Annotated in this window: 2 protein-coding genes; one reads left to right on the top strand and one right to left on the bottom strand. The window is 75.3% G+C overall.

The window, feature by feature from the left end; genetic code table 11:
* Positions 1-5: 5 nt before the first annotated feature.
* Positions 6-740, bottom strand: coding sequence for an alpha/beta fold hydrolase (locus ACIBQ6_RS44425; RefSeq protein WP_358298255.1), 735 nt, complete (start codon positions 738-740; stop codon positions 6-8).
* Between the two features lie 98 nt (positions 741-838).
* Between ACIBQ6_RS44425 and ACIBQ6_RS44420 the strand changes: the two genes are divergently transcribed.
* The gene (locus tag ACIBQ6_RS44420; protein ID WP_397218843.1) at positions 839-13,135 is read left to right on the top strand and encodes an amino acid adenylation domain-containing protein; all 12,297 of its coding nucleotides are present in this window, start codon (positions 839-841) and stop codon (positions 13,133-13,135) included.
* Positions 13,136-13,138: the final 3 nt, after the last annotated feature.

Here is a 13,138-nt window from a genome sequence, read left to right as displayed (position 1 = left end):
GACGGCTAGACGTTGAGCAGATGGCGGTTCAGGTCCTCCTGGACCGCCGTCAGCACCTCGGGCCGCGGGCCCTTGAGGTAGAAGTGGTCGCCGCCGAACACGCGCAACGTGAAACCGCCGCCGGTGGCGTCGGCCCAGGCGCTGATCTCGTCCGGGTCGACCTCCGGGTCGGCGTCGCCGGTCAGCGCCGAGATCGGGCAGTCCGGACGCGGGCCGGGCAGCGGCGTGTACGACTCGTTCAGCTCGAAGTCGGCGCGCAGGCCCGGCAGGAACACCTCCAGCAGGCTGCGCTGGTCCATCACCTCCGACGGCGTGCCGTTCAGCTTGCCCAGCTCGCTCAGCAGCTCGTCCTCCGACAGGTCGGTGAAGCGGCGGCGGCGGGTCGGCAGGTGCGGCGCGCGGCGTCCGGACACGAACAGCACCGCGGGCGGGAAACGGCGGGCCGTCTCCCAGGCCACCACGGCCCCCATGCTGTGCCCGAACAGCGCGAACGGCCGGTCGGTGTACGGCTCGATGGCCTCCGACAGCGGCCCCACGAGCTGCTCCATGCGGTTGTAGGGCCGCTCGCGCAGGCGTGACTCGCGCCCCGGCAGCACCACCGGGCAGACGTCGACGTCCGGCGACAGGTGGTCGTCCCATTTGCGGAACAGCGCCGAGCCGCCTCCCGCGTGCGCGAAGCAGAACAGTCTGATGCGGGCGTCGGCTCTGGGCTCGCCGCCCGCTATCCAGGAACCAGGCATGGTCAGAAAGCTACGGCCGATCGCCTTGCGCCGCCTGCTCAGTCTTGAGCAGGCAGCGCCCGCCGTCCTCACTAGCGTCGCAGTGAGGGAGGAGGCCCATGGAGCACGACGAGCGCGTGACGGAGACGGTCATCCGCCTGCTGGCCGAGGTGCTGCCCGGCGGCGCGGAGCTGACCCCCGACGCTTCACTCAAGGACAGCGGACTCGACTCGATCTCCGCGGTACGGGTGTGGTTCGAGATCCAGCGGGAGTTCTCGCTGGACCTCCCCGTCGAGCGGCTGGGCGGCTGCGCGACGCCGGCCGAACTGGCCGCGCGGATCGCCGAGCTGGCCGGGACGGCGGAGCGCGACACCCCCGTGACCGTGGCGGAGATCAGCCCGGCCCCCGGCGACCGGCACGAGCCGTTCCCCCTGACGCCCCTGCAACAGGCGTACGTCATGGGCGCGGACGAGGACGCCACCCCCGACCCGGTCGGCTGCCAGGTCTACCGCGAGTTCGAGGTGCCCGGCGTGGACCCCGACCGCCTGCGCGCGGCCTGGCAGCGCGTCGTCGACCACCACGACGCCCTGCGCCTGGAGCTGGGCGAGGACGGCACCCAGCGGATCCTGGAGCGGGCCCCCTCCTGGGACCTGCCGGTGGACGAGCCCGGCGCCCGCGAACGCCTCGCGCACCGGCGTTACGAGCCCGGCGTCTGGCCGCCGTTCGCCGTCGAGGTCACCACGCCCGGGACCGTGCACTTCGGCATCGACGCGAGCGTGACCGACGGCCGCGGGCTCGACGTGCTGCTGCGCGACTGGTGGCGCTGCTACCGCGACCCCGGCCACACGCTGGAGGAGAGCGGGCTGTCCGTCCGCGACTGCCTGCTGGCGCTGGACGCCCAGCGGCGCGGCCCCCGCCACCAGGAGGACCTGGACTACTGGCGGGAACGCCTGGCCGACCTGCCGCCCGGCCCCGCCGCCGGCGTGCCCGACGGGTCGCCGCGCTCCGCGCTGACCGGCTCGCTGACCGCCGCCCAGTGGGGCGCCCTGCGCGCCAGGGCCGCCGAGCTGGACGTCTCGCCGACCGCCCTGGTGCTGACCCTGTTCGCCGAGACGGTCGGCAGGGGCGAGGACTGCTCCCTGGCCGTGACCACGACCGGCCGGGCCTGGCTGCCGCGCGAGGTGGACGAGGTGGTCGGGCCGTTCACCGGCACCGCCGTGTTCGCCGCCGAGAGCACGCTCGGCGAGCCGCTCCCGGAGGCGGTCCAGGAGGTGCACCGGCGGCTGTGGCGCGACCTCGGCCACGCGGGCGTCCCCGGCGTGACCGTCATGCGGGAGCTGCGCGAGCGCACGGCGCTGCCCGTGGTCTTCACCAGCCTGCTGGACGCCCGGCCCGACGAGGCCGTGCCGCCGGTGACGTACGCGCTGAGCCAGACCTCCGGCGTCGCGCTCGACCACCAGATGTGGGAGCACGACGGCGAGCTGCGGGTGCGCTGGGACCTGGTGCCCGGCTGCTTCGCGCCCGGCGAGCCGGAGACCCTGTTCGCCCGCTTCACCAACGCGCTGCGCGCCCTGGCCGCCGACACCGGCGAGGAGAAGATCCGGCCGCTCAACGAGCTGCAGAAGGCGTACTACGTGGCCCGCGCGGGCGGCTCGCACCCGTACGACGGCTGCCAGGTCCACCACAGCTTCCACGTCCGCGACCTGGACCGGGACCGGCTCGAACGGGCCTGGCTGCGCCTGGTGGCCGCGCACGACGCGCTGCGCTCGGAGGTCACCCACGACGGGACGCTGCGGGTCAGGCCGCACGCGCCGGAGAACTGGGACATCCCCGAGATCCCCGGCGCCGAGACGGGGGAGACGGCGGGGGAGACGGCGGGGGAGACGGTCGCGGAGATGGCCGGGCGGGCGTTCCCGCTGGGCCGCTGGCCGCACTGGGAGCTGCGGGTCAGCGGCGAGACGGTGCACGCGGCCGTCGACCTCGCCGTGCTGGACGGCCGGAGCATCCACATCGTGCTGCGCGAGCTGTTCAGGCTGTACGCCGACCCGTCCGCCGAGCCGCGGCCGCCCGCCGAGGCTCCGGCCGCCCCGGAGCGTCCGCGCGAAGGGGGCTACTGGGACGAGCGGTTCCGCGACCTGCCGCCGGGGCCCGAGCTGGCCACCACGCCCGCGCGCCGCGTCCGGCTGAGCGGCAGCGTCGCCGCGGTGTCCGACGAGACCGTCTTCGCCGCCCTGGCCGGCGCGCTGCGCGGGCGCTTCGCCGATCCGTTCAGCGTGTCCGTGGTGCGCTGGACCGCCGAGTCAGAGCCGCGGCGACCCGGCGAGCACACCGCCCTGAGCTGGGTCACCGACGCGGAGTCCTACCCCGACCGGATCGCCGCCGACGCCGCGAACGGCGCCCTGACCGGCCTGGCCACGCTGCGCGGCCACGTCATGAAGGAGCGCCGCCGCCGCGCCTACGCCTTCCCTGTCGTCTACACCAGCACCCTCGACCTGACCGAGCACCCCCTGCCGGACGGCGTCGAGGCCGGGCCCTGGATGACCTACACCCCGGACGTCGCGCTCGACTGCATCGTCATCAGGGAGGGCGACCGGCTGCACTACCACTGGGACGCGCTGGAGCCGGAGTTCCCCGACCTCGCCGAGCTGTTCGCGGCCTTCGAGGACCGGCTGCGCCCCGCGCACCGGCTGTTCGAGCGGCAGGCCGCCGCCCGTTCCGACGCGGTCGCGCTGCGGCACGCCGGCGGCACCATGACGTACGGGGAGCTGAACCGGCGTGCCAACGCCGTCGCCTGGCGGCTGAAGGAGCTGGACGTGGGGCCGGGGACGGTGGTCGCCGTGCGCCTGTGCCGCGGGCCCGACATGGTGGCCGCCGTCCTCGGGATACACAAGGCGGGCGGCGCCTACCTGCCGGTGGAGCCGTCCCTGCCCGACGAGCGGGCCGCCGTCATGCTGGACGACGCCGCCGCCGGGATCGTCCTCACCTGCGCGCAGACGCCCGGCTGGGCCGTGCCCGAGGGCGTGCGCGCCGTCGAGCTGGACGCCGGCGGCGACGACCGCGGCGACCCGCCCCTCGCCGGCACCGTGGACGACCTCGCGTACGTGATCTTCACCTCGGGCAGCACCGGCAAGCCCAAGGGCGTCGAGGTCAGCCACCGGCCGCTGCTCAACCTGCTCGACTGGTGCTACCGCACCTTCGACTTCGACGCCTCCGACGTCGGGCTCTGCGTCACCTCGCTCGGCTTCGACCTGTCGGTGTTCGACATCTTCGGCCTGCTCGGCCGGGGCGCCTCGCTCTACATCGCCGACGAGGGCCAGCAGCGCGACCCAGAACTGCTGCTGGACGTGCTCATCGACGAGCCGATCACGTTCTGGAACTCCGCGCCCACCACGCTCAACCAGCTCGCCCCGCTGCTGGCCGAGCGGCAGGGCGGGGAGGGCACCGGCGACCTGCGGCTGGTCTTCCTCAGCGGCGACTACACGCCGCTGCCGCTGCCGGACGCCGTGCGCGCGACCTTCCCGCGGGCGCGGGTGGTCAGCCTGGGCGGCGCCACCGAGGCCACCGTCTGGTCGAACTGGTTCGAGGTGGGCGAGGTCGACCCGTCGTGGCGGAGCATCCCGTACGGGCGGCCGATCGACGACGCCCTCTACTACATCCTCGACGAGGACCGGCGGCCCTGCCCCGAAGGCGAGGAGGGCGACCTGTTCATCGGCGGCAGGTGCCTGAGCCTCGGCTACCGCAACCAGCCCGAGCTGACCGCCGAGCGGTTCGTGCCGGACCCGTTCGCGGGCGGGCGCATGTACCTGACCGGCGACCGGGCCGCGCTGCTGCCCGACGGGAACATCACGTTCCTCGGGCGGGCCGACAACCAGGTGAAGATCCGCGGGTTCCGGGTGGAGCTGGGCGAGATCGAGCACCGGCTGCGGCAGCATCCGGGCGTGCGGGACGTCGTCGTCCTGGCCCGCGACGACCGGTCGGGGGAGCGGAAGCTGGTCGCGTACGTGATGGCCGAGGGCGCGGAGCCGGACGTGGGGGAGCTGCGGGCGCACGCGGCCGGGACGCTGCCGGCGTACATGGTGCCCAACCACGTGGCGTTCGTGAGCACGTTCCCGGCCACCGCCAACGGCAAGCTGGACCGGGACGCGCTCCCGTGGCCGCTCACCGATCGCGCCCCCGAGCCCGAGCCCGAGCCGGAACCGGAGCCCGAGCCCGCGGTGACGGGGCGGACGGTGACGGAGATCGCCGAGCTGTTCGCCGAACTGATCGGGGTCGAGGAGGTCGATCCCGGCCAGGACCTGTGGGACCAGGGCGTCACCTCCTTCACCATGGTCCAGGTCTCCAAGGCGCTGCGGAAGCGGTACGGCAGGCGGGTGCCGGTGGCGCTGCTGCTGGAGAACCCGACCGTCACCGGCATCGCCACCGTCGTCGGCGCCCCCGCCGACGAGCCCGCGCCGAAGAAGCCCGCCACCGAGAAGCCCGCCACCGAGAAGCCCCCCGCCGAGAAGCCCGTCGAGCAGCCTGTGCGGGCCGACGTCGAGGCGGACGGGCCGGGGGAGGTGGACTTCTTCTCGCCCGAGGACCGGGAGGCGTTCAAGGCGGGCCGATGGAACCTGCGCCCGCTGGAGCCCGACGCCAGCCTCATCCGCCTCGACCGCCTGGACGTGCCCGAGGAGCACTACGCCTGGCGGGCCAGCGTGCGCGACTTCGCGCCCGGCTCGCTGCCGTACCGGTCGTTGTGCCGGCTGCTCGGGCTGCTGCGCGAACGGCGGCTCGGCGACCGCGCGCGCCACCTGTACCCGTCGGCCGGGGACACCTACGCCGTGCAGGCGTACCTGCACGTCGCCAAGGGCGCGATCAGCGGCGTCGCCGAGGGGATCTACTACTACAACCCGGTCGAGCACGCGCTCCAGCTCGTGAACGGCCGCCCGGAGCTCGACCGTACGGCCCACTTCGTCTACAACCGCGACCTGTACGACCGCGCCGGCTTCAGCCTCTACCTCATCGGCCAGACCAAGGGCATCGAGCCCCTGTACGGCGAGCAGAGCCTGCGCTACCTGACCCTGGAGGCGGGCTACCTCGGCCAGCTCCTGATGACCGGCCAGGCGGCCTGCGGCATCGGGCTCTGCCCCATCGGCGAGGTCGCCTTCGACCAGGTGCGCGACCAGTTCGACCTGGACGACGGCCACCGCTTCCTCCAGGCGTTCCTGGGCGGCCCCGCCGAGTACGCGACCGGCGACGCCACCCCCGTGTTCGCCACTCCCGTTCTCTCCGCCCCCGTGCCCTCCACCCCGGAGACGGAACCGGCCCTCCGCGCCGAGCCCGCCCGGCACGAGGAGCCGGCGCCCGAGGAGCCGGCGCACGGGGAGCGGCCGGGCGGGCTCGCCGTGATCGGCATGGCCGGACGCTACCCCGGCGCCGACGACCTGGACGGCTTCTGGCACAACCTCAGCACCGGCACCCGCAGCCTGGGCCCGAGCCCCAGGGGCGAGCGTCCCGGCGGCTACCTGGAGCACATCGACCGCTTCGACAGCCTGCTCTTCCACGTCTCGCCGAAGGAGGCCGCGACGCTCGACCCGCAGCTCCGGCTCCTGCTGCACAGCGTCTGGGAGTGCCTGGAGCACGCCGGTCACACCCCCGCCTCGCTGCACGCGACCGCGCCCAGGGTGGGCGTCTTCGTCGGCTCGATGTGGCACGACTACCAGCACGCGGGCGCCGCCGCCTGGCGCGCGGGCGGCCCGGCCGTGGTCTCGGCGACCGCGTCCGACATGGTCAACCGCGTCTCGTACTTCTTCGGCTTCACCGGGCCGAGCATCGCCGTGGACACGTCGTGCTCGTCCACGCTGACCGCCCTGCACCTGGCCGCCCAGGCCATCCGTACGGGCGACTGCGACGCGGCCGTGGTCGCGGGCGTCAACCTGCTCGCCGACCCCTACCACGCCGGGCTGCTGGCCGGGCTCGGCCTGCTGGCCGAGGAGGCCGGCGCCGCCGCCTTCGACCCCGACCGGCCCGGCTGGACGGTCGGCGAGGGCGTCGGCACCTTCCTGCTGCGGCCCGTCGCGGACGCCGTCCGGGCGGGGGACGCCGTCCACGGCGTGGTCGAGGCCACCTGGGTCGCGCACACCGGGCGTACCGGGCGGTTCACCGCGCCGAGCGCCGACGCCATGGCGGCGTCCATGCGCCGGGCCCTGGAGCGGGCCGGGGCCGGGCCCCGCGACGTCTCCTACGTCGAGTGCGCGGCGGCCGGCGCCGCCCTGGCCGACGCGGCCGAGGCGGAGGCGCTGGCCGAGGTCTTCGGCGAGCGGGCCGAGCCCGTCGCGGCGGGCACGCTCAAGCCGAACATCGGCCATCTCGAAGCCGCGTCCGGCGCCTCCCAGCTCGCCAAGGTGCTGCTGCAGCTCCGGCACGGACGGCTGGCGCCCACTCTGCTCGCCGAGCCGCCCACCGACGCGGTCACCGTGCCGGAGCAGCCGCAGCCGTGGACCGGCGAGCGGCGGGCGCTGATCAACGCCTTCGGGGCGACCGGCACGCACGCCCACGCCGTCGTCCGCGCGCCCCTTCCCGAGGAGACCCCGGGCAGCGCGGCCGAGGACGGACGGGAGCACGCCGTCCTGGTGTCCGCCGCGACCCCGGAACAGCTGGTCACCGCCGCCCGCCGCCTGGCCGAGACCGGGGAGCGGGACGTGCGCCGGATCGCCTACACCACCCAGACCGGGCGCGCTGCCCTCGCGCACCGGCTCGCCGTCGTCTGCCGTGACGCGGCCGGGCTGCGGGAGGGGCTGGAGGCGTTCGCGGCGGGCAGGACGCATCCGTCCGTGCTCGCCGGAGGCTCCGGCGGGCGTCCGACCGGCGCGGAGGCCGAGGCGGCGGCCGCCTGGGTGGCCGGTCAGGACGTCGACTGGGCCCGGTTCTGGCCGGAGCCGCCCGCACGGGTCGCGCTGCCCGCCTACCCGTTCGAGGCCGAGCCGTACTGGATCGAACGGGCGGAGCCGGTCGCGTCGGAGGCCGCCGCCGGGGACATGGAGGACTACCTCAAGGGCGTCTACGCCGAGGTCTCGGGCATCGACGCCGACCGGCTGGGGACGCGGGTGCCGCTGGAGCAGTACGGGCTGACGTCGTCCCAGATCGTGGAGCTCAACGCGCGGCTGGAGCGGGACCTGGGCGAGCGGTCGCGCACCCTCTTCTTCGAGCACAAGGACCTGGCGGGGGTCGCCGCCGCGCTGTCCGCCAGAACCCCCGCCCCGCCCCCGACGGACCGGACCGATCGGACCGAACCGCGCTCCGCCGGGACGGACAGCGCAGACGACGGCGCGATCGCCGTCATCGGGATCGCCGGGCGCTACCCCGACGCCCCCGACCTGGGCATGTTCTGGGAGAACCTGGCGGCCGGGCGGCACTCGCTCTCCCGCGTCCCCGCCGACAGGACCCGCGACGGCTGGCCCGTGGACCTCATGTGGGGCGGCTTCCTCGACGGCGTCACCGACTTCGACCCGCTGCTGTTCGGCATCACCCCGCGCGACGCGGCCCTCATGGACCCGCAGGAGCGCGTCTTCCTGGAGGTCACCTGGGAGGCCCTGGAGGACGCCGGCTACCCGCGCACCCGCCTGCGCGACCGGCACGGTTCGAACGTCGCCGTCTACGCGGGCGTGATGTACAACGAGTACCCCTTCTTCGGCGTCGAGCAGAGCCAGCGCGGCACGCCCCAGGACACCGGCGCGACGCTCGGCGGCGTGGCCAACCGCGTCTCCTACCACCTGGACCTCAAGGGGCCCAGCATGTCGGTCGACACGATGTGCTCGTCGTCGCTGGCCGCGCTGCACCTCGCGGTCCGGTCGCTGCGCCAGGGGGAGTGCGAGCTGGCGATCGCCGGCGGCGTCAACCTCAACCTGCATCCGAACAAGTTCGTCCAGCACGCCCGCATGCGGCTGACCGCCGGTGACCGGCGCTGCCACAGCTTCGGGGCGGGCGGCGACGGCTTCGTGCCCGCCGAGGGCGCCGGGGTCGTCCTGCTCAAGCCGCTGTCCAGGGCCAAGGCGGACGGCGACCGCATCCACGCCGTGATCAGGGGCACCGCCGTCGTGCACTCGGGCCGGACGAACGGCTGGGTGGTGCCGAGCCCCGTCGAGGAGGGCGAGCTCGTCGCCCGCGCGCTCGCCGACGCGGGCGTGGACCCCGCCGGGATCGGCTATCTGGAATGCCACGGCGCGGGCACCGCGCTCGGCGACCCCATCGAGATCAACGCCCTCATGCGGGTGTTCGGGCAGGTGGGGGCCGCGCCGGGCAGCATCCCGATCGGGTCGGTCAAGTCCAACCTCGGGCACGTCGAGTCGGGCGCAGGCATCGCCGGGCTCACCAAGATCGTGCTCCAGCTCCGGCACCGGCGGCTGGTGCCCTCCCTGCACGCCGACGAGCTCAACCCGGACATCGCCTGGGACGAGATCCCCTTCCGCGTGCAGCGCGAGGCGGCCGACTGGCCCGAGGGGCCCGGCGGCGCGCCCCGGCGGGCGGGCCTCAGCTCGTTCGGCGCCGGCGGGACGATCGCCCACGCGGTGATCGAAGAGGCCCCGCCCACCGCGACCGGCACGCCCGCCACGCCCACCGCGACTGCCACGCTCGCCGCGACCGGCACGCCCGACGACGGACCGCAGCTCATCGTGCTGTCGGCCCACGACGAGCGGCGGCTGCGGGCCATGGCGGGCCGGCTGGCGGGCCACCTGCGCGCGACGCCCGAGAGTCTCGCCGACGTCGCCCACACCCTCCGCACCGGCCGGGAACCGCTGCGCGAACGGCTCGCGCTGGTCGTCGCGGACGTGGCGGAGCTGTGCGAACGGCTGGAGCGCTTCGCCCGGTCGGAGCCCGCCGATGTGCTGCGCGGCCGGACCCGTCCCGGCGTCCCGCCGTCCGGGTGGTCCGGCGACCAGCTGTCCGGACGGCCTGGCGACCTGCTGGAGCTGGGGCGGCACTGGGTGGACGGCGGCCACGTGGACTGGACGCCGTCGCCGGGCGCGCGGCTGGTGGGCCTGCCGTCGTACCCGTTCGACCGGATGCGGTGCTGGCCCTTCGAACCCGCCTCCGGCGACCGGGAGCCCGCCGCCGACGCCCCGGAACCGGCCGCCGCCGACCGGGAGCCCGCCGTCGGTGATCGGGGACCGGCCGTCGCCGAGACGCCGCTCTTCGAACGGACCTGGGCGCCGTCCGGGGAGCCCGCCCACGACCCCGGGACGCTCGGCGGCGGGACCGTGGTGTGCCTGTTCGGCGACGCCTCCGAGGAGCTGGCGCGCTCGCTCGGCGACCAGGTCGTGCCCGTGGGCGCGGGCGACCCCGTCCCGGAGGAGTTCACCGGCTGGATCGACCTGCGCGACCTGGGCGAGGCCGACCCGGCGGGCGAGCTGGACCGGCTCGCCGAGCTGCGGGACGCCCTGGCCCGTCGCCGCCCGCTCCGGATCCTGCACGTCACCAGCGGCCTGCTGGACCTCGGCGGCGCGTCGCCGAGCCTGGCGGGGGCGCGGATGGCGGGGTTCGTGCGGATGCTCGCCGCCGAGTACCCGGCGGTCACGGCCACCGTGCTGGACAGCGACCGGCCCACGGCGGCGCAGATCCGCGCCGAATGGGCGGCCGCTGAGCCGTACGGGGAGGTCTGTTACCGCGACGGTGAGCGGTTCCGTCCCGATCTGCGGGAGTTGTCCGCGCCGTACGCCGAGCCGCGGCTCGACCCCGCGGCCGTCTACGTCGTGAGCGGCGGCACCAGGGGGCTGGGCGCGTTGGTGGCCCGCCACCTGGCCGATCGCGGCGCGCGCCGGCTCGCCCTGCTCGGCGCGCGTCCGCTGCCGCCGCGCGAACAGTGGGACGGCTCCGGTGAGGAGGCCGTCGCCACCGTCCTCGACCTGGAACGCGCGGGCGCCCGGGTGGTCGTGCACACCGGGCCGCCGTCCGGGGTGGCCGCCTTCCTGGACGGCGTGCGGCGCGAGCTGGGCCCGATCGGCGGCGTCGTCCACTGCGCGGGACGCTCCAGCCAGGGCCGTCCGTCGCTGGCCCACAAGTCCGAGGACGACCTGCGGGCCGTGCTCACGCCCAAGGCCGACCTCCTGGAGGCGCTGGACGAGGCGTGCGCCGGCGACCGTCCGGCCTTCTTCGTCACCTTCTCCTCCGTGTGCGCCGCCGTGCCCGCGCTGGCCGCCGGGGTGGCCGACTACGCGGCCGCCAACGCCTTCCTCGACTACTGCGCCGGGGTCAGGCGGCGGTCCGGGCGGACCGAGTTCCGGTCGGTCGACTGGCCGCAGTGGCGGGAGTCCGGCGGGGCGCGCGGCAAGCCGAACGTCGGCGAGGCCGTCGGGCTCGCGTCGCTCGGCGACCGGGAGGGGCTGCGGGTGCTGGACCGGGTGATCGGGTTGCCGCGCGGCGCGACCGTGCTGCCGTGCCCGCCGTCCGGCGCGTCCGTGGACGTCCCGGCGCTGATCCGGCTCCCCGAGCGGGCGGACCGCCGCCCGGCCTCCGCCCGCCCGGTTTCCGAGCCGGCGCGGACCGGTGGACCCGACTGGCTGGCCGTGCTGTTCTCCGAGACGATCGGCATCCCCGTGGACGCCCTGGACCCGACGGCGGAGTTCGGGGACCTCGGCGTCGAGTCGGTGATGCTGGCCGAGCTGGTGCAGCGCATCGAGGAACGGCTCGGAGAGAGCCTGGAGCCGTCGCTGCTGCTCGACTATCCGACGCTGGAGCAGCTCCGCGACCGCCTGGGCGTTCCGGAGCCGGACACCGACCGCGTGAACGCCCCCGAGCCGACCGCCGACCGTCCAAACGTCCCCGAGCCGACCGCCGTTCTCCCGGACGCCCCCGAGACGGGCGTCCCCGAGACGGGCGCGCGGGGGGAGGGCCGGGAGAGTGCGCCGGGCGGCGCCTCCGGGTCCGCCCTTCCGGGCGCCGAGGATCGCAGAATCGCGATCATCGGCATGGCCTGCCGGTTCCCCGGCGCCCCGGACGTGGCCGCGTTCTGGCGGAACCTCACCGAGGGCCGGTGCGACGTGCGCGAGGTGCCCGCCTCCCGCTGGGACCACCGCGAGCTGTACTCGCCCGAACCGGCCCTCGGCCGCAGCATCAGCAAGTGGGGCGGCTTCGTCGACGGCATCGAGGACTTCGACAACGACTACTTCGGCCTGGGCGAGGACGAGGCCCGCGCCCTCGACCCGGCCATCCGCATGTTCCTGGAGTGCTGCGCGGCCTGCCTGGCCGACGCCGGTTACGACCCCGCCGAACTGCGCGGACGCCGGGCCGGCGTGTTCGCCGGAGCCCGCATGTCCGACTACGGGCGCCGGGTCGGCGTCCGGCCGGGCGGGCTGGCCTCCGACCAGAACTTCATCGCGGCCAGGGTCGCGCACCACTTCGACCTGCGCGGCCCCAACCTCGTGGTGGACAGCGCCTGCTCCTCCTCGCTGGTCGGCGTGCAGCTCGCCGCGCAGAGCCTGCTCGCCGGGGAGGCCGAGGTCGCCCTGGCGGGCGGGGTGGAGGTGCTCCTGGACGAGAACGACTACCTGCAGCTCAGCGCGGCCAAGGCGCTGTCGCCCACCGGACGGTGTCACACGTTCGACGAGCGCGCCGACGGGTTCGTGCCGGGGGAGGGGTGCGGGGTCGTCCTGCTCAAGCCGCTGCGCGCGGCGCTGGCCGACGGCGACCGGGTGCACGCGGTCATCGAGGCGGTGGCGGTGAACAACGACGGACGCACCATGGGCGTCACCACGCCCAACCCCGAGGCCCAGGCCGACGTGGTCCGCCGGGCCCTGGCGGCGGCCGGCCGCACGCCGGGCGAGATCGGCCTGATCGAGGCGCACGGCACCGGCACGCTCATCGGCGACCCCATCGAGCTGCGCGCCCTGACGCGGGTGTTCGCGGAAGGCGGCGGCGACCCGGGAACGTGCGCGATCGGCAGCGTGAAGACCAACATCGGGCACACGCTCAGCGCGGCCGGGATCGCCGGGTTGATCAAGGCGGCGCTGGCCGTCGAGCACGGGCGGATCCCGCCGACGTTGTCCTGCGAGCGGCCCAACCCGCGCTTCGACTTCGCCGCCTCGCCCTTCGAGCCCGCCACCGAGCCGCGGGACTGGCCCTCGCCCAGGGTGGCGGGCGTGAGCTCGTTCGGGCTCGGCGGCACCAACGCGCACCTCGTGCTGAGCGAGCCGGACCCGCGGCCTGGCGTGCGGCCGGAACGCGAGCCCGCCCCCGCGCCGGTCTTCCGGCGCAGGCGCCTGTGGCTGGAACGCGACCCGGCCCCGGCCCGTGACACGGCCCGTGACACGGCCCGCGACCCGGCCCGCGACCCGGTTCCGGCCGGCGCCTCCGGCACCGCTCCCGGTCCCGGTCCCGATCCTGGTCCGCCGGACGACGCCAGCTCGCTGCTCGACCTGAACATCACCACGGGGAGGCGCTGACTC

Source organism: Nonomuraea sp. NPDC049655, from assembly GCF_044465465.1.
Taxonomy (GTDB): domain Bacteria; phylum Actinomycetota; class Actinomycetes; order Streptosporangiales; family Streptosporangiaceae; genus Nonomuraea.
Note: the sequence above shows the minus strand (reverse complement) of the source record. Positions and strands in the feature narration are given on the sequence as shown.